Below are 17,783 nucleotides of genomic sequence, written 5' to 3'. Positions count from 1 at the left end.
GGAACATTCCCATGCAACTCAAGGACAAGGTCGCCTACATCACCGGCTCGGCCAGCGGCATCGGCAAGGAAATCGCCATTCTTTTCGCACAGGAAGGCGCGAAGATCATCATTGCCGACCTCAACAAAGAGGCCGCGGACGCCACCGCGGCCGAACTGAAGGCCACGGGCGCACAGGCCATCGGCGTGGGCGTCGACGTGACCAACGAAGACCAGGTCAATGCGTCGGTGGAAGAGGGCGCTGCGGCCTTCGGCGGCATCGACATCCTGATCAGCAACGCTGGCATCCAGATCGTGCATCCGGTCGAAGAGTTCAGCTTCGCCGACTGGAAGAAGATGCTCGCCATTCACCTCGACGGCGCGTTCCTCACCACCAAGGCGTGCCTCAAGCACATGTATGCGCAAGGCCGTGGCGGCAGCGTGATCTACATGGGCTCGGTGCACTCCAAAGAGGCTTCGCTGCTGAAGGCGCCTTACGTCACGGCCAAGCACGGCCTGATCGGCCTGGCCAAGACGGTCGCGAAGGAAGGCGCCAAGCATGGCGTGCGCGCCAACGTGATCTGCCCAGGCTTCGTGCGCACGCCGCTGGTCGAAAAGCAGATTCCCGAGCAGGCCAAGACGCTGGGCATCAGCGAGGAAGAGGTCATCAAGAACGTGATGCTCAAGGAAACGGTCGACGGCGAATTCACCACGACCGAAGACGTGGCGCGCGTGGCGCTGCTGTTCGCCGGCTTCCCGACGAATGCGCTGACCGGCCAGTCGCTCGTGGTGAGCCACGGCTGGTTCATGCAGTAAGTTTTTTCTTTCTCTCTCCCCTTACGGGGGAGGGTTGGGGTGGGGCTCGACGGCCTCCATTTCCAACGCTCTGCCTGCCCCCATCCCTGCCTTCCCCCAGAGGGGGAAGGAGCAAGGCAAGGCCGGCGTGGCGCTACAGCTTCAATTCCCAGGTCTCTCCCACGAGCGGTTCGCCGTAGCCCTCGTGCGGTTCCGAATGCGTCAGTTTGAAGCCGCGTGTGGCGTAGATGCCGCGCGCAGCCAGCAGGACGCTGTTGGTCCACAGCACGATCTTCTTGTAGCCCTTGCGCCGCGCAAAGGCGATGCACTCGTCGACGAGGCGGCCGCCCAGGCCCAGCCCGCGCGCAGCGGGCGCAAGGATCAGCAGGCGCAGTTGCGCCACCGTGGCCGATTTGCGCACCACGAAGATCGCCCCCACGCGCTCGCCGTTGAGCTCGGCGATCCAGCAGCGCTCCCACTCGGGCTGGAACTTGAGCAGGAATTCGCTCGCGATACCCGCCACCAGCGCCTCGAACTTGCTGCCCCAGCCGTATTCGCGCGCATAGATTTCGCCGTGCTGCTGCACCACCCAGCCGATGTCGCCCGGCGCCGGGTCGCGCAGCACGGCTGCCTGCGGCCGGGCCGGGGCGGCTTCGGGGTCGAGCAGCGACTGCATCGTGCCCATGGCCTGCACCAGTTGCTGGCGTTGCGCCGGTGCGAGCGGCGCCAGCAGGGCCGCAGCCTCGTCGCGCGATTTCTGTTGCAGGGGTGCAAAAGCGGCATGGCCGGCATCGGTCAGGCGCAGCACGCTTTGCCGCGCGTCGCGAGCGTCTGGCGCGCGCGTGAGCCAGCCTTCGGTCTCGAAGCGGCGCAGGATGCGGCTCATGTAGCCCGCGTCGAGCCCGAGGTCGCGGCCGATCTCGCTGGCGACGGGCGTTTCGCGATGCGCCAGCTCGTACAGCACGCGGACATCGGTCAGGGACATGGGGCTGCCCAGGTAGGGGTCGAGGGCGCCGATGCGGCGGGTATAGAAGCGGTTGAACTGCCGGATCGCCTTGACGGCGGCGGTATCGACGGTGGGTGATGGCGTAGACATGGTTGCCATTGTCATTCAATTGATTGACTTTAGCAATCAATTGATGGGCGGGCAACGCCCCGGTCACTGGATGTTTGTCGCGACAGGGATGCTGGAAAACCCTAAAATCAAGGGTTGCCCACAACAGCGCGCCCTTGGCGCTGTCAACTCCCACCGATGAACGCCCCCGTCGACGTCTCCTTTTTCGCGCGTGCCGCCAAGCCGCTGACCAGCTACCGCAAGTACTGGGCGGCCCGCTTCGGCACGGCCAAGTTCCTGCCGACCACGCGCAAGGAGATGGACGCCCTCGGCTGGGACAGCTGCGACATCATCGTGGTCACTGGCGACGCCTACGTCGACCACCCCAGCTTCGGCATGTCGGTCATCGGCCGCATGCTGGAGGCGCAGGGCTTCCGCGTCGGCATCATTGCGCAGCCTGACTGGCAGAGCGCCGAGCCCTTCAAGGCACTGGGCAAACCGAACCTGTTCTTCGGCGTCACGGCCGGCAACATGGATTCGATGATCAACCGCTACACGGCCGACCGGAAGATCCGCAGCGACGATGCCTACACGCCCGGCGACGTCGGCGGCTCGCGCCCCGACCGCGCGGCCATCGTCTATTCGCAGCGCTGCAAGGAAGCCTGGAACGACGTGCCGATCATTCTTGGCGGCATCGAAGGCAGCCTGCGCCGCATCGCCCACTACGACTACTGGTCGGACAAGGTCCGCCGCTCCATCGTGGTCGATTCGAAGTGCGACCTGCTGCTGTACGGCAACGCCGAGCGCGCCATCGTCGAGATCGCGCACCGCCTGGCCGCCAAGGAGCCGGTGCAGCAGATCACCGACGTGCGCGGCACCGCCTATGTGCGCCGCGAAACGCCCGAAGGCTGGTTCGAGATCAACTCCACCAGCGTGGACGAGCCGGGCCGCGTCGAGGCACACGTCAACCCGTACCTGATGGTGTCGGAGCAGGCCAAGGCCAACGGCGCCACCTGCGCGAAGGAAGACGAGGCGAACGACGTGGCCAAGGCGGCGGAAGCGGCTGGTTCGCCGGCGCTCCAGTCGGTGGTCAACCCCGCGATCAAGCCGCTGACCTTCATGCCGAATCCGGCGCTGCAAAGCCGGGGCAAGATCAGCGTGCCACCGCGCGACCGCTCGGTGATCCGCCTGCCTTCGTACGAACAGGTGCGCAGCGACCCGGTGCTCTACGCCCACGCCAACCGCGTGCTGCATCTCGAAACCAACCCCGGCAATGCCCGCGCACTGGTGCAGGCGCACGGCGAAGGCACCACGGCGCGCGACGTGTGGATCAACCCGCCGCCCATTCCGCTCACGACGGCGGAAATGGACTACGTGTTCGACCTGCCGTATGCGCGCAGCCCGCATCCGCGCTACGCCGACGAAAAAGGCAGCCACGACGGCGCGACGAAGATTCCCGCGTGGGAAATGATCCGCTTCAGCGTGAACATCATGCGCGGCTGCTTCGGCGGCTGCACCTTCTGCTCGATCACCGAGCACGAGGGCCGCATCATCCAGAGCCGCTCGGAAGATTCGATCATCAAGGAGGTCGAGGCCATCCGCGATTCGGTCAGCGGCTTCACCGGCACCATTTCCGACCTCGGCGGCCCGACCGCCAACATGTACCGCCTGGGCTGCAAGAGCCCCGAGATCGAAGCAGCCTGCCGCAAGCCCAGCTGCGTGTACCCGGGCATCTGCCCGAACCTGGGCACCAACCACGATCCGCTCATCAAGATCTACCGCCGCGCGCGTGCGCTGCGGGGCATCAAGAAAATCCTGATCGGCTCGGGCTTGCGCTACGACCTGGCCGTGCAATCGCCCGAGTACGTGAAGGAGCTGGTGCAGCACCATGTCGGCGGCTATCTCAAGATCGCGCCCGAGCACACCGAGCAGGGCCCGCTCACGAAGATGATGAAGCCCGGCATCGGCAGCTACGACAAGTTCAAGCAGATGTTCGAGAAGTTCTCGGCCGAGGCGGGCAAGAAGCAGTACCTCATTCCGTACTTCATCGCCGCGCATCCGGGCACCAGCGACGAGGACATGATGAACCTCGCGATCTGGCTCAAGAAGAACGGCTTTCGCGCCGACCAGGTGCAGACCTTCTACCCGTCGCCCATGGCCACCGCGACGACGATGTACCACACCAACAAGAACCCGCTGCGCAAGATCACGCGCGAGAGCGAGACGGTGGACATCGTGCGCGGCGACAAGCGCCGCCGCCTGCACAAGGCCTTTTTGCGCTATCACGATGCCAACAACTGGCCGCTGTTGCGCGAGGCGCTGAAGAGCATGGGCCGCGCCGACCTGATCGGCAACGGCAAGCACCACCTGATCCCGACGTGGCAGCCACTGACCGATGGCGGCTACACGAGCGCGCGCCGCAAGAACTCGACGGCCGTGCCCGCCAAGGCTTCGGCGCCGGTCAAGCTGACGCCGGTGAAGCCCTCGAAGGGCCGCATCCTGACGCAGCACACCGGCCTGCCGCCGCGCGACAACGGCTCGGCGCCGCGCAAGGCGTCGTCCGGCCCGGTGCGCGGCAGCATTCGCAAGCCGCGCTGAGCCCCACGCCGAAAGGCTGGCCGGCTGGCATGCGCCCCGCCAGTCCGGCAGGGGCCACTACGCGTACTGCATTTCCCCGTTGCCGAACGACCAGTTTTCCTTTGCGACCTCGACGAGGTTGATGAAGACATCCTCGCGCCGGATGCCCAACTGGCCGTGCAGGTCGTCGGCCACGCGCCGGTAGAAGGCCTTCTTGAGGTCGATCGAGCGGCCATGGTTCAGCGTCACCTGGATCATCACCAGCCCCGCCGAGTATTCGATGCCCAGGTAGCTGGCCGGGCGAACCAGCTCGCCGGCGGCGTGCCGCGTGACGATCTGGAACTTGTCGTCTGCCGGCACGTTGATGGTGTCCCTCATGGCCTGGTAGATCAGCTCGCCGATGGCGGTGCCCAGCGTCTCGGGGCTGTCGTTGGAAAGATCGATTCGAACGAGTGGCATGTGTGTTTTTCCTTGAAGGGATGGGGTGAGGGTAGGAGCATCCCGGGGCCATAGTCTGCGCCCAAGCGCCTAAGATCGCCGCCATGGCTCTGTACCGTTCTCCCCCTCCGTCGACCCGCAGCTGACGCGCGCCTTGTGCCGCGCTCAGACCCGCAAGTGGTCGCCGCCGTCCGCCTTCTTCGCGAAGGCCGGATGACGGCCGGATGGTCGTGCCCGCCCTCTGCAAAGAGACAGAAGCGGCGGGCCTCATGGAGAACTTTCAACAATGAACGCAAGAATGTCTGCCGCCCTGGCTTGGGGCGGTGTGTTGCTGGCCGGCGCGCTGTGGGGCGGCGGCGCGCTGGTGGCGCAATTCCTGATCGATGGCGGCATCGCGCCGCAAAGCCTGTCGCTGGCGCGCTTCGCGCTGGGGCTGCCACTGCTCTGGTGGCTGTACTGGCGCACGCCCGCGCAGCCCGATGCGCGTTGGGCCGATCTGTCGGGGCGGGAGCGCTTCCAGATCGTCGCCACGGGCGCGGCCATGGCGCTCAACGTGAGCTGCTGGTTCGCGGGCATCGCGCACCTGGGGGCGGCGTTGCCGACGGTCATCTCGATCTGCTGTGCGCCCGTGATCGTCGCGCTGGTGTCCGTGCTGCGCGGTTACGAGCGCTTCGGCGCGCGCCTGCTTGCGGGGCTGCTGCTCGCGCTGTCGGGCGTGCTGCTGCTCGTGATGCCAGCCGAAGGCTGGGGGCCGTTGGCGCCGGGGCACATGGCGGGGCTGGCCTGGTCGTTCGGCTCCGCGTTCTGCTACGCGCTGGTGGTGCTCGGCAACGCGCGCATGCCGGTGCGGGTGCCTGCGGTCACGGCGTCAGCCTGGGGCATGACGGTGGCGGCGCTGTGCATGCTCGCGATCACGTGGCCCGGCGGTATCACCTGGCCGGCAAATGCGGCGCAATGGCTGGGCGTGGGCTACACGGGCGTGGTGACGACCTCGGTGGCGTACCTTGCATTTGCCTGGGGTGCACGGCGGCTGTCCCCGACGGCCGCCGTGGTCGGCACGCTGATCGAGCCGCTGGTGGCGGCCGTGCTGGCGGCAATGCTGCTTGCACAGCCGATGGCGCCGCGCCAGTGGGCTGGGGCCGTGCTGCTGGCCGCGGCGATGGTTCTTTTGGTCGGACGCCAGGGAACTACGGGAGCGGCCTGAGCGCAAACTGAGGCACTCCGTTGTATGGTGTGACCCCATGAGTCATTCGCTCCGTACGCCGGCCCCATGGATGCGCACCCTGGCGGGCGCCGTGCTGTTCGCCGCTGCATTGCCGGTGCTGGCAGCGTCGCCCGAGGCCGCGCCGGCTGCGTCGGCCACGCCCGCCCAGACCTTGCGCGCCGCCCATCAGCGCATGAGCGACAAGCTCGATCACAGCAGCTTCGGGCGGCCCGTGCAGCTCGACTCGGAGGAGACGCCCGGTGGCCTGCAGGGCGACGTCTATGCGGTGGTCGACCATTCGCTCTCGGAGATCACCTCGACGCTGAAGGGGGCCACACGCTGGTGCGACGTGCTGGAACTGCACATCAACAATCGCCGTTGCCGCACGGGCACATCGCCGCAGGGGCGCGAGACGCTCACGCTCTACGTGGTGCGGCGCTACGACAAGCCGGTCGACCAGGCCTTCGAGCTGCCCTTCGTCTACCGGATCGTGAATGCCGCGCCCGAGCACCTGTCGGTCGAGATGACGGCGGCCAGCGGCCCGCTGGGCACGAGCAACTACCGCGTCACGCTCGAAGCCGTGGCGCTGGACGAGCGCAAGAGCTTCCTGCACTTCAGCTACAGCTACGACCACAACATGATGGTCCGGCTCGGCACCCAGGCCTACCTGGCGACCTTCGGCCGCGACAAGGTGGGCTTCACGCCGGTCGGCAAGGGCCCGGACGGCCAGCCGGAGTACATCCGGGGCCTGCGCGGGCTGGTGGAGCGCAATGCGATGCGCTACTTCCTCACGCTCGACGCCTTCCTGGCGGCGCCGGCGCAAGACCAGGCCGAGCGCCGCGAGCGCTACTGGTTCGCGGCGGCCGAACAGTATCCGCGGCAGCTGCACGAGGTCGATCTCGACACGTACCTCGCACTCAAGCGGGAAGACCGCAAGCGCGAAGGCCCCGCCCGCTGACCGGCCCGGCTGTGCTGCAGCGGATCAGTCGGCCAGCGTGAGCAGCGGCACGTCGCGCTCGCGGCTCATTGCGTCCAGCTCGGCACGGGTGCGCGCGGCCAGCCACGCGGCCAGCGCCTCGTGCGTGGCCGGTGCCAGCATGTCGCGCGACGTCACGCCTGCCGCTTCGCAAAGGCGTGCCGCGAAATGCGGCTCCAGCGCCGCGACCGCCACGCGCCCATCGGCACAGCGATAGATGCGGTAGCCCGCATGCGCGCCGCCTACCGCGCCCGAGGGCTGCGTCAGGCCCCAGGTGCGCGGCAGCGCGAGCCAGTCGGCGGAGGCGTTCAGTGCGACTTCGAGGTACACGCCGCCGGGCTTGTGGTTGCCGCCCGTGCCGGCGCGGGCGCGCAGCAGCATGGCCTTCAGCACCGCCTCGCTCGCGAGCAGGGCACCGCCCATGTCGGCGTAGAGCGTGGGCGGCAGTTCGGTGCCGGTGACGAGGCCGCTTTCGGCCAGGTAGGTGAGGTCGTGGCCCGGCTCTTCGGCCCGCTCGCCCGGCGCGCCGACGATGGCCACCTGCGACAGCGACGGGTGGCGCGCCTGCAGCGCGGGCCAGTCCAGGCCCAGCTTGCGCAAGGCCGAGGGGCGGAAGGAGGTGAGCAGCACGTCCGTCTTCGCCAGTTCGGCGTGCAGCTGCTGCTGCCCTGCCTCGGTCTTCAGGTCCGCGGCCTGGACGGTGATGCCTTCGTGCAGCGCGGCATACGCGGGCCGGTTGTAGAGCCCCATCGGATCGCCGCCCGGCGGTTCGAGCTTCAGGCAATCGGCGCCCATTTCGCGGCAACGCAAGAGCGCGGCGGGGCCGGGCAGGTTGAGCGCAAGGCTCAGGACGCGCACGCCCGCGAGTGGCAACAGGGAAGGGGCTGATTGGCTTGGCATGGGCGTGTATCCAGAAGCAGGTGGCTGTCGAATGGCAGCGATTCTCCCTCGGGCGCCCAAGCCCGAGGGAGCCAGATTCCGCAAGCCAGCGCACCGGGTGCGCGCGTAGCATGCGGCATGGCGGCGCTCTTTCCTGCCGCTGCCGCAACGACAAGGAGATGAACATGTTCGAAGCTTCCCTCATGAGCGGCCAGCGCATCCTCGTGACCGGTGGCGGCACCGGTCTCGGTCGCGCGATGGCCGAGCGCTTCCTGAGCTTGGGTGCCGATGTCGCCATCTGCGGACGGCGCCAGTCGGTCTGCGAGGAAACGGCCGCCGAGTGGCGCCAGCAGTTCCCGGCGCGGCGCATCGACACCTTCGGCGTCGACATCCGCGTGGCGCAGGCGGTCGACGAAATGGTCGATAGCCTGTTCCAGAGCGGCGGCCTTACCGGGCTGGTCAACAACGCGGCGGGCAACTTCGTGTCGCCGACCGAAGCCCTCTCGCCACGCGCCTTCGACGCCGTCGCCAACATCGTCTTCCATGGCAGCTTCTACGTGACGCAGGCCGTGGGCAAGCGCTGGGTGGCGCAGTCCAAGGCGGGCGAATGGAAGCAGGGCGATGCCTTCCGCAGCGTCATGAGCATCATCACGACCTGGGTCGACAACGGCAGCCCCTACGTGGTGCCCTCGGCCATGAGCAAGGCCGGGATCGACGTGATGACCAAGTCGCTCGCGGTCGAATGGGCGCGGCACGGCATCCGCCTGAATGCCGTGGGCCCCGGCGAGATTCCGACCGAAGGCATGAGCAAGCGCCTGAACCCCGGCGAAGAGCCCGGCGCGCGCAGCAAGCAGAACAACCCGATGGCGCGCACCGGCCGCATGAGCGAGCTGCAGAACCTCGCGGCCTTCCTCATGGCCCCGGGCCAGTGCGACTGGCTCACCGGCCAGAGCATCATGATGGACGGCGGCAATGCACTGGCCACCGGCGGCAACTTCTACGAGCTGCGCCAGTGGAGCGACGCCGACTGGCTGGCCGCGCGCGAACGCATCGAGGCGCAGAACCAGAAGGACAAGGCGCAGCGCTGACGGCTGCACGGCTGCGCGGTTACTTGCGCGGCAGCTTCGCGGCGTGCACGGTGACGTGCTTGTTCACGGGGCTCGACAGCACCAGCGAGGTGGTCACCGCGCCGTCTACCGCCAGGGCGTCCACCACGCGCTGCAGGTCGGCCGGCTCCGCGATCGCGCAGCGCACGATGAAGCAGTCTTCGCCGGTCACGCGGTCGGCGCTCAGCACTTCGGGCATGGCGTCGAACAGCTTCAGGGACTTGGCGATGCCCGCATGCGTGGTCTCGATGCGGATGATGGCCTGCAGCCCCACGCCCAGTGCGCGCAGGTTGACGCGGGCGCCGTAGCCTTCAATCACGCCTGCATCCTCGAGCTTGCGCACGCGCTCGCTCATGGCCGGTTGCGAAAGGCCGATGCGCTTGCCCAGCGCGGCCAGGCTCTGGCGGGCATCGGCTTGCAGGGCTTCGAGGATCAGGCGGTCCTTCTTGTCGATGTTCATGTGTGCGCTCGGGCAGGTGTGGCGGTGGCCGATGGTTGATCGGTTTGCGGCCCCGATTTTCGATGGATTGCCATTCGGCGCGGGCACGGTGGCCGGTATCGTGGCGCTCCTTCTTCAGGAGAAACAATGCAACTCGTCGGCATGCTCGACTCACCCTTCGTGCGGCGCGCCGCCATTTCGCTGCGGCTGCTCGGCGTTCCCTTCGTGCACCGGTCGATCTCGGTGTTCAGCACCTTCGAGCAGTTCCGCCAGATCAACCCGGTGGTGAAGGCGCCTACGCTGGTGTGCGACGACGGCACCGTGCTGATGGATTCGGCGCTCATCATCGACCACGCCGAAGCCACCTGCAGCCGCAGCCTCATGCCGCGCGATGCGGCCGAACGGCTGCGTGCGACGCGCGTGGTGGGCCTCGCGCTGGCCGCGTGCGAGAAGACGGTGCAGATCGTCTACGAGCGCAACCTGCGCCCGGCCGAGAAGCAGCACCAGCCGTGGATCGACCGGGTGCACGGCCAGCTCATCGCGGCTTACGCGGCGCTCGAAGAGGCGGTGGCTGCGCATCCGCTTGCGGCCGAAGAGTCGGTGATGACGCAAGCCGACGTATCGACCGCCGTGGCCTGGGCGTTCACGCAACTGGTGTTGCCCGATGCCGTTGCGCCTGGCGACTTTCCGGTGCTGGCCGCGTACTCGGCGCAGGCGGAAAGCCTGCCGGTGTTTCTTTCCGCGCCGCAGGTCTGAATCAATTCGCGATGTCGGCGCCGCGCTCGGCCAGCAGGGCGCGCAGCACCGAGCGGTGGCAGTGCGATTCGTCCTCGCAGTAGCAGCCGACCGCGAGCGACGTGCCGTGCGACAGCGCGGCGAGCAGGTCGAGGCTGCGGCTCGCGTCGGCCTCGGCCATCTCGGCCTTGAACTTGCGCACGAAGGCGTTCCATTGCGCGGGCGTTTCCGCTTCTTGCGCCTGCTTCATGGTCTCGACCGAGGGCGCGAGATTCGGGTACCACACGTCATACCAGTTCTGCGACGCGAACTCCGTCTTCGGAACGCCGCGCGGCGGGCGCCTGACGGTGCCGATGCGCAGGCCTTCGCCGGTTGCGCGCGGGGTGCCGAGGCGAACGATGCGGATGCTCATGACATGGTCCTTCTGTTGTCTTGTCTCGTGAGGGATGTGATGCGATGCGCTCAGGTGCCGACGATACCGCCGTCGCGCCGCCGGATCGCCAGCGTGGCCGAGCGGGGGCGCACGCTGCCCGGCGCCGTGCCGTCGGGCCATGCGCTGTTCGGTGTGGCGCTGCCGTCGTCGCGCGCCTCGCCCGGATGCTGGATGTTCACGAACAGCGTGCGCCGGTCGGGCGTGACCACGCAACCGGTGATCTCGCAGCCGTTCGGCCCCGTAAGAAAGCGCTGGATGCGGCCGGTGGCGGGGTCGGCGCACAGCATCTGGTTGTTGCCCAGCGATGCATAGGGCGGCTTGCCGATGACCTGGCCGCTCATGTCGGTCTGGATCCAGAGCAGGCCGCCGCTGTCGAAGTGCAGGCCGTCGGGGCTGCCGAACATGTCGGCATCGGCCGAGGGGTAGCGCGCACCGCTGCCCGGTTGCGCGGGGTCGCCCGCCAGCGCGAAGTGGTCCCATGCGAAGCCGGTGCTGGCGGCGTCGCCACCGTCCTCGCGCCAGCGCAGGATGCCGCCGAAGAGGTTGTTGGCGCGCGGGTTGGCCGCATCGGGCGCGGGCTTGCCGGCATCGCCGCGCTGGCTGTTGTTGGTGAGGGTGACGTACACCTCGCCGCTTTGCGGATGCACCGCGATCCATTCGGGGCGGTCCATCTTCGTGCCGCCGACGGCGTCGCCTGCAAGGCGTGCGTGGATCAGCACGTCGGCCTGGTCGGCAAAGCCCTTGCCAGCGTCGAGCCCATCGCGGCCGTGCGCGAGTTCGAGCCACTGGCCGCGGCCACCCGCGTCGTAGCGCGCAACGTACAGCGTGCCTTCGTCCAAGAGGTGCCGGTTGGCGGTGCGCGCGGCCGCATCGGTACCGGGGCGCACCTTGTCGCGGCTGACGAACTTGTAGATGTATTCGAAGCGCGAGTCGTCGCCCATGTAGACGACCACGCGGCCGTCCTTGGCGAGCGTGCAGGTGGCGCTTTCCTGCCGCTTGCGGCCCAGGGCGGTGCGCTTGATGGGCGTGGAGGTCGGATCGAAGGGATCGATCTCGACCACCCAGCCGAAGCGATGTGCCTCGTTCGGATGCCGGCTCAGGTCGAAGCGTTCGTCGAAGCGCCAGTACTCGACCCATTGCGAGCCTGGCACTGTGCCGTAGCGGCGCTGCGCGTCCGTCACGCCTTTCGCAGCTTCCTTCGGTCCACCGAAGTAGCCGTGGAAGTTTTCTTCGCAGGTCAGGTAAGTGCCCCACGGCGTAACGCCCATGGCGCAGTTGGCGAAGGTGCCGAAGACCGCATCGCCGGCTGGGTTGGCGGCGGTGCGCATGCGCGGCGTGCCAGCGGCCGGGCCGGTAATGCGCATGGGGGTGTTGCCGTGCACGCGGCGTGCGAAAGGCGAGGGCAGCACCTGCTGCCAGCCGATCGGGGTGCGGCGGATCTCGATCACCGAGACGCCCATCGCGTGCAGCGACTTGCGGACCTTGTCCGCTGTCCAGGCCTTGATGCCGTCGGTGTGCAGCAGCTGCTCGTCGGTGTATTCGTGGTTCATCACGAGCAGGCCGCGCTCGCCGCTTGCATCGAGCGCAAAGAAGTGCATGCCGTCGTGGTGCATGCCGGCCTGCACCGCCTGGTCGGCGGCGCTGTTGCTGGCGTCGGGTGCGAAGGCCGGCATGTGGCCGGCAACGCCGGTCGGCGTGCCCCAGGGGTAGAGCACCTGCCACTCGTATTCGGGCGGCACCACGACGGCGTCGCGCAAGGAGGCGGGCACGCTGGTGAAGCTGGGTGCGCCGCTCTGGCGTGGGGTGGCGGGTGATGCGCAGCCTTGTCCGAACAGCGCGACCACGGCGGCGGCGGAGCCCGATTGAAGAAGAAAGCTGCGGCGGTCCAGTGGCATGGCGAAGGTGTTGTGTAGGCGACAGCCGCCATCATCGCCCAGCGCCATGCCGGGCGATACTGGCCACCAGAACCGCCCAGGAGACACGCCCCATGACCGACCGCCGAATCGAATGGACCCGCCACCCCGATGGCGTGGTGGAACTGCAGCTCGCACGCGCCGACAAGATGAACGCGCTCGATCCGGCGATGTTCGATGCGCTGATCGAGTCCGGCGAGGCGCTGCGCGGAGACGCCACGGTGCGCGCGGTCGTGATCTCCGGCCGCGGCAAGGCTTTCTGCGCGGGGCTCGACATGGCCTCCTTCGAGCGCATGCAGCAGCAGGGCGGTGCCGCCGATGTCTTGGGCGCGGGCGCTGCAGGAACCGACCTGCTCAAGCGCACGCACGGCATCTCGAATGCGGCGCAGCAGGTCGCGATGGTCTGGCGCGAAGTGCCGGTGCCGGTCATTGCGGCCGTGCACGGCGTGGCCTTTGGCGGCGGCCTTCAGGTGGCGCTGGGTGCCGACGTTCGCATCGTGGCGCCCGACACCAAGCTGTCGGTCATGGAGATCAAGTGGGGCCTGGTGCCCGACATGGCCGGCATGGTGCTGATGCGCGAGCTGGCCCGCAGCGACGTGGTGCGCGAACTCACATTCACCGGCCGCATCTTTTCGGGCGAAGAGGCCTTGCAGATCGGCTTTGCCACGCGCCTTTCGGCCGACCCGCTGACCGAGGCCCTGCAGATGGCGCACGAGATCGCGGGCAAGAGCCCCGACGCCATCCGTGCCGGCAAGCGCCTGCTCAATGCCGCGCTGGCGCAGAGCGCGGCACAACTGCTGATGGCCGAATCGGTCGAGCAGCAGGCATTGATCGGCAGCCCGAACCAGATCGAAGCCGTCAAGGCCAACATCGAACGCCGCGCACCGCGCTTCAACCCGGCTGCCTGACGGCGCTTCGGCAGCGTTCCGGCGGCGGGTGCCGCGACATCGGCGCACGGGGTCTGCAGGCACGCATGCAGCCCTTGGTGTTGCGTGCCCTGCACACGGCTGGGTGGGTATTCCCGGAGATGGCTTGCCGCAGCGCCGGCTCTGCGTGCACGCTCGCACACTTCCTCTTTGTTCTTCCTTGCAAGCGCCACATCGGTGCTTGCTTCCCCGAATTCGGGAGCATTTCGCGCTACCAACGCTCGAAAAACGCTGAAAAGTGCACTTGGAGTGCCCTTGTGTAAGAATAAAGTAGTTGTTTTAAGGGGAAGATGGGTGAAAATGGAGACAATTTGTGTGCAGAAGGTCACGTCTTCCCGTGAGACAGGCCTTAAGGAGGATGGCTCCTGACGTCACAGTCATCAACAATCGAACACTTTGCCTAGCGACGGCGATCCTGCATGTCGACGACCACGTTTTTCTGTAACCTCAGCGTGCCCATCCTGGTGGGCGAGGATCGCTACAAGTACGTCCCCATCGTTGGGGTCTTTCGCAGTATTCCGTTCGATCAAGTGGATGAATGGGTGATGCACCCCGATGGCCGGCCGCGCAGCGACCGCGAATTGGCGGCTGAAGTTCTTGTCGAGATCCGCAAGCCACTCGGTTCGAGTGGACGCACCGCCCCGCACGCCTTCGACGTGGGAGACATCCTGCAGCTCGATCGCGCCGCCGCGATCGTCGTGTCGACCTATCTTGCGGCGTTGCCGCGCATCTGAGCCTTGCGCTCGATCACTTCGTCTTCATCATCCAGGCGAAAAAGCGCGCCGCTGCCCGGCACGCTCCGGATGGTCTCTCTTCAAGACGCGACCGCGCCCACTGCCCAGTAGAAAGTCGGCCTTGCTCCGTTGAGCAGATGGTCGCCCACCACCCGCCCTTTGTAGATCGTCGGGTTGTGCGAAGCCAGCGTGCGCGCATTGCGCCAGTGGCGATCGAGCCGACGGTCTTCCTGCAGCGCTGAAGCGCCCCCGATATCGAACAGCCGCGTGCCGGCCTGCAGCACCGCATCGACGATGCCCGCCTGCGCCTTGGCGGTGTTGAGTTCGACCTCGAACAGAAGGCTTTCGGGCACGGTCTCACCGCGTTGGAGAAAGCGGTCGATCTCGCCGAGGCCGCGCGCCACCGCCTGCACGGTCGACGCCGCAATGAACGCGGTGCTCGCCAGTTGGCCGATGACCTGCTGCACCAGCGGATCTTCACGCGGCGTGTCGCCGCTACCGTGGCTGTAGACGCGCTTGCGCGGCTGCACGAAGGCCACCGCGTCGCGCACGATGGCACGCGCGATGCCCGCCAGCGTCGCAAGGTGCGTGAGCTGGAAGTGCGCGGTCAGCGGCGTGGGTTGGTCGCGCACGTACAGCAGCACGTTCTCGGGCTTCACGCGCACGTTGCGAAAGCGCGTGGTGCCCGATGCGCTCAGGCGTTGGCCGAAACCGCGCCAGTCGTCAACGCGCTCCACGCCGACCGCCTCCGAGGGCACGAGGGCGATCACGCGCTCGCTGCCGCCGTCGTCGTTCAGGCGCTGGGCCGAGACCGAGATCCAGTCGGCATAGAGCGTGCCGGTGCTGTAGTACTTGTCGCCGTCGAGCCGCCACGCATCGCCGTCGCGCTTCAGCGTGGTCTGCAGGGTGCTCAGCGAGCCTTCGCCGAGTTCGGTGGTGGCGTTGCCGAAGATCACGCCTTCGGCGGCAAGACGCATCCACGGGCCGTGCAGTGCGGGGTCGATCTCGGCGAACAGGCGCTCGATGAAGCCGAAGTGCGCGCGCAGGATCTGCGGCAGGTTGGAGTCTGCTTCTCCCAGTTCGATGAGCAAATCGTAGAGCTGCTCGACCGAGGCACCGAGGCCGCCGTATTCGACCGGCACGCGCAGCGCGCCGAAGCGTTCGGCGTTGAGCCAGGCCACGGGCTCGTAGGCCAGCTCGCGTTCGTTCTCGCGCTGCGCGGCGCGTTCGGCGATGCGATGGAAGATCGGGCGAAAGCGCTCGGCGAGTTGCTGCGAAGTGAAAGGGGATGCGGGCTTTGCCGCATGACGCGGCCTTGCCGCCTGTGCCGCGAGGTCGGCCGTTTCTTGGATGGATGCCATGGAGACCGGACGGCTCTGGAGCCGTCCGCGAAAAGAGAGACAGGCGCCGACTGTGCCGCTGCGATGCCCGCCTTGTGAAATACGCTTTTCGAGTTTCCTTATGCCGGTCGGCGCCTACCGCTTGCCGCGCGCGTCCACCGGCCAGATGGCGACCAGCGTGTCGCCATCGACCACGTGGTAGCTGTCATGCAGATTGACCGTCGGGTCGCAATGCGGCGTGACGAATTCGACGCGGGCGCCGAGTTCGGGCCGGGGTCCTGGCGGAAGCATCAGCTTGCCGTGCTCGTCGCCGAAGAAGGCATAGCGGCTCGACGGGTCGACGCCATGCGCCACCAGCGGTACGCCGCTGTCGGTCGAGAAGCACTTGCTGCCGCCATCGACCGTCACCCATTCCGCCGCATTGGTGCTGACCACCGCGGTCTGCACCAGCAGCGAGACCTCGAAGGGCGAGGGCTGCGTGCCGCTGGCCAGCACGCGCGTGTATTCGGCGTCCATGAAAACGTAGGAGCCGGCCTGCAGTTCGGTGAACGCGTTCTCTTGCGAGTCGAGGTCGTGCGTGCCAGTGCCCGCGCCGGTGACGATCTCGAAGTGAATGCCCTTGGCCTTCGCCGCAGCGACGATGCCCGCCACCGTCTCGCGCAGACCCGCAGCCGCAGCGCTGCGCCGGTCGCGCTCCACGATGTGCTGAAGGTTGCCGGCATAGGCCTGCAGGCCGCGCAGCCGCAGGCGCGGCTCGGCTGCGACCTGTGCCGCCAGTTCGAGCACTTGCGCCTCGGTGGCGGTGCCGGTGCGGTTGTAGCCGGCGCCGTAGTCGACCAGCACGTCGAGCGGATGCGCGAGTTCGCTGGCGGCCTGCGCCAGGTCGGCCAGGTTGCGCGGGTGGTCGACCACCACCATCACGTCGCCAGGGCGCGCGCGCTGTGCGAGCTTCATCAGCCGCGCGATCTTGCTCGGCGTGACGGCCGGCGATGTGATCAGCACGCCGGGGATGCCGCCCTCGACCATGATCTCCGCCTCGCCCAGCGTGACGCAGCTCACGCCGATGGCGCCGGCCGCCACCTGCCGCCGGGCAATCTCGACCGACTTGTGCGTCTTCACATGCGGGCGCAGCCCGATGCCGCGCGCCTTGGCAAAGGCGGCCATGCGTTCGATGTTGCGCGTCATCGCGGGCAGGTCGATCAGCAGGGCGGGTGTGTCGAGCAACTGGCGGCCGCCAGGAACGCCGATCAGCGGCGCGTTGACTTGGAGTTCAGTGGGCATGGGCGAAGCCTTGGTTCTTGAAGATGACGGTGCGATGCAGGGAGCGCCGCGCTGTGAAATGATCGCATCGAAATGCGTGCACCACCCCTTGTTTGCGAAATGGCAGGCCCGCGATGAAGGCCCTCGACATCGAGGCGGTGCAGGCCTTCGTGCGCGTGGCCGACCTCAAGAGCTTCACGCGCGCGGCAGAAGCCATGGACAGCGCGCAGTCGGCCGTGAGCCTCAAGATCAAGCGGCTCGAAGAGGTGCTGGGGCGACGCCTGCTCGAACGCACGCCGCGCTCGGTGAGGCTTTCGGCGGAGGGGTTGGCCTTCTTGCCATCGGCACGCCATTTGCTGGCCGCGCACAGCGGCGCGCTCGAATCCTTCGGCGTGCAGCCGCGCCGCCTGGTCGTCGGCATCAGCCACCACGTCGTGGGGGCGGAGCTTCCCTTGCTGCTGCGGCAGATGAAGGACGCGGAGCCCCGCGTGGTGATGGAGGTTCGCGTCGCGACCTCGCGCGAACTGCTCGATGCCTTCGACCGTGGGCTGATCGATGCCGTCGTCATCCTGCGGCACGACAGCCGGCGGCTCGATGGCGAGTTGCTGCTCGAAGAGAAATTCGGTTGGATGGCCGCACCCGATTTCGTGCACCGCTCGGGCGAGCCGTTGCGGTTGGCCACACAGGCCGAGCCGTGCAGCGTGCGCAGCATGGCGGTTGCCGCGCTGGCTGAAGGCAAGGTGCCGTGGACCGAGGTGTTCGTGGGCGGCGGCGTGCTCACGGTGGGCGCTGCGGTTTCGGCAGGGCTGGCGGTGGCTGCCCTGGGGCGGCGCGTGGCGCCGCCGGGGACCATCGACGTCGGGCCGGCGCTGGGCCTGCCGCCATTGCCGTCGCGCGAGGTGGTGCTGCACACCGGCGTGTCCGATCCGCAGGGGCGCAGTGCGCTGCGCTCGCTGTCGGCGGCGATTCGTTCGACGGCGGTGTAGCCGCTGCGCA

General features: G+C 67.7%; 18 protein-coding genes. 10 read left to right on the top strand and 8 right to left on the bottom strand.

Going from position 1 to position 17,783, the window contains the following annotated elements:
* The first annotated feature begins 11 nt into the window (after positions 1-11).
* A complete protein-coding gene (locus BLQ28_RS15615) occupies positions 12-794 on the top strand; it encodes a 3-hydroxybutyrate dehydrogenase (protein WP_093240906.1) in 783 nt (260 codons plus the stop codon).
* A 133-nt stretch (positions 795-927) separates the two neighbouring features.
* Here BLQ28_RS15615 and BLQ28_RS15610 read toward each other — a convergent pair whose 3' ends face one another.
* On the bottom strand, positions 928-1,869 hold the full coding sequence (locus BLQ28_RS15610) for a bifunctional helix-turn-helix transcriptional regulator/GNAT family N-acetyltransferase (RefSeq protein WP_371126664.1): 942 nt from the start codon (positions 1,867-1,869) through the stop codon (positions 928-930).
* Between BLQ28_RS15610 and BLQ28_RS32995 the strand changes: the two genes are divergently transcribed.
* A complete protein-coding gene (locus BLQ28_RS32995) occupies positions 1,868-2,029 on the top strand; it encodes a hypothetical protein (RefSeq protein WP_176801128.1) in 162 nt (53 codons plus the stop codon). The genes BLQ28_RS15610 and BLQ28_RS32995 overlap by 2 nt on opposite strands.
* Positions 2,026-4,425, top strand: coding sequence for a YgiQ family radical SAM protein (locus BLQ28_RS15605; protein WP_093240901.1), 2,400 nt, complete (start codon positions 2,026-2,028; stop codon positions 4,423-4,425). Before BLQ28_RS32995 ends, BLQ28_RS15605 begins: the two co-directional genes overlap by 4 nt.
* Before the next feature lie 57 nt (positions 4,426-4,482).
* On the opposite strand, the gene BLQ28_RS15600 is transcribed toward BLQ28_RS15605, so the two are convergent.
* The gene (locus tag BLQ28_RS15600) at positions 4,483-4,863 is read right to left on the bottom strand and encodes a tautomerase family protein (RefSeq protein ID WP_093240898.1); all 381 of its coding nucleotides are present in this window, start codon (positions 4,861-4,863) and stop codon (positions 4,483-4,485) included.
* Between the two features lie 277 nt (positions 4,864-5,140).
* Here BLQ28_RS15600 and BLQ28_RS15595 point away from each other — a divergent pair, with 277 nt between their 5' ends.
* The gene (locus tag BLQ28_RS15595) at positions 5,141-6,046 is read left to right on the top strand and encodes a DMT family transporter (protein ID WP_256327311.1); all 906 of its coding nucleotides are present in this window, start codon (positions 5,141-5,143) and stop codon (positions 6,044-6,046) included.
* Between the two features lie 37 nt (positions 6,047-6,083).
* Entirely contained in the window at positions 6,084-7,004 is a 921-nt protein-coding gene (locus BLQ28_RS15590; protein ID WP_093240893.1) for a hypothetical protein, read from the top strand.
* Positions 7,005-7,028: 24 nt separating this feature from the next.
* Here BLQ28_RS15590 and BLQ28_RS15585 read toward each other — a convergent pair whose 3' ends face one another.
* A complete protein-coding gene (locus tag BLQ28_RS15585; RefSeq protein ID WP_093240891.1) occupies positions 7,029-7,922 on the bottom strand; it encodes a CoA transferase in 894 nt (297 codons plus the stop codon).
* Between the two features lie 164 nt (positions 7,923-8,086).
* On the opposite strand from BLQ28_RS15585, the gene BLQ28_RS15580 reads away from it, so the two are divergent.
* Positions 8,087-8,989: an SDR family oxidoreductase gene (locus BLQ28_RS15580; protein WP_093241724.1), complete on the top strand. Its 903-nt coding sequence runs from the start codon at positions 8,087-8,089 to the stop codon at positions 8,987-8,989.
* Between the two features lie 19 nt (positions 8,990-9,008).
* On the opposite strand, the gene BLQ28_RS15575 is transcribed toward BLQ28_RS15580, so the two are convergent.
* The gene (locus BLQ28_RS15575) at positions 9,009-9,467 is read right to left on the bottom strand and encodes an Lrp/AsnC family transcriptional regulator (RefSeq protein ID WP_093240888.1); all 459 of its coding nucleotides are present in this window, start codon (positions 9,465-9,467) and stop codon (positions 9,009-9,011) included.
* 126 nt (positions 9,468-9,593) lie between these two features.
* Between BLQ28_RS15575 and BLQ28_RS15570 the strand changes: the two genes are divergently transcribed.
* Entirely contained in the window at positions 9,594-10,202 is a 609-nt protein-coding gene (locus BLQ28_RS15570; RefSeq protein WP_093240886.1) for a glutathione S-transferase, read from the top strand.
* A 1-nt stretch (position 10,203) separates the two neighbouring features.
* On the opposite strand, the gene BLQ28_RS15565 is transcribed toward BLQ28_RS15570, so the two are convergent.
* Together BLQ28_RS15565 and BLQ28_RS15560 are read right to left on the bottom strand one after the other, a co-directional pair.
* The gene (locus BLQ28_RS15565) at positions 10,204-10,593 is read right to left on the bottom strand and encodes a DUF488 domain-containing protein (RefSeq protein WP_093240883.1); all 390 of its coding nucleotides are present in this window, start codon (positions 10,591-10,593) and stop codon (positions 10,204-10,206) included.
* Between the two features lie 50 nt (positions 10,594-10,643).
* On the bottom strand, positions 10,644-12,509 hold the full coding sequence (locus BLQ28_RS15560) for a PhoX family protein (protein ID WP_093240880.1): 1,866 nt from the start codon (positions 12,507-12,509) through the stop codon (positions 10,644-10,646).
* 92 nt (positions 12,510-12,601) lie between these two features.
* On the opposite strand from BLQ28_RS15560, the gene BLQ28_RS15555 reads away from it, so the two are divergent.
* Positions 12,602-13,435: a crotonase/enoyl-CoA hydratase family protein gene (locus BLQ28_RS15555; protein WP_093240877.1), complete on the top strand. Its 834-nt coding sequence runs from the start codon at positions 12,602-12,604 to the stop codon at positions 13,433-13,435.
* Positions 13,436-13,872: 437 nt separating this feature from the next.
* Positions 13,873-14,187: a hypothetical protein gene (locus tag BLQ28_RS15550; RefSeq protein ID WP_093240874.1), complete on the top strand. Its 315-nt coding sequence runs from the start codon at positions 13,873-13,875 to the stop codon at positions 14,185-14,187.
* A gap of 80 nt (positions 14,188-14,267) precedes the next feature.
* On the opposite strand, the gene BLQ28_RS15545 is transcribed toward BLQ28_RS15550, so the two are convergent.
* Positions 14,268-15,548 (bottom strand): acyl-CoA dehydrogenase family protein, encoded by a 1,281-nt coding sequence (locus BLQ28_RS15545; protein ID WP_093240872.1) that lies wholly within the window; start codon positions 15,546-15,548, stop codon positions 14,268-14,270.
* A gap of 114 nt (positions 15,549-15,662) precedes the next feature.
* Positions 15,663-16,808, bottom strand: a complete 1,146-nt coding sequence (locus BLQ28_RS15540) for a DSD1 family PLP-dependent enzyme (RefSeq protein WP_093240869.1) — start codon at positions 16,806-16,808, stop codon at positions 15,663-15,665.
* Positions 16,809-16,921: 113 nt separating this feature from the next.
* Between BLQ28_RS15540 and BLQ28_RS15535 the strand changes: the two genes are divergently transcribed.
* Entirely contained in the window at positions 16,922-17,773 is an 852-nt protein-coding gene (locus tag BLQ28_RS15535; protein WP_093240867.1) for a LysR family transcriptional regulator, read from the top strand.
* Positions 17,774-17,783: the final 10 nt, after the last annotated feature.

The organism is Variovorax sp. EL159 (assembly GCF_900100965.1).
In the GTDB taxonomy this organism is placed as follows: Bacteria; Pseudomonadota; Gammaproteobacteria; order Burkholderiales; family Burkholderiaceae_C; genus Variovorax.
Note: the sequence above shows the minus strand (reverse complement) of the source record. Positions and strands in the feature narration are given on the sequence as shown.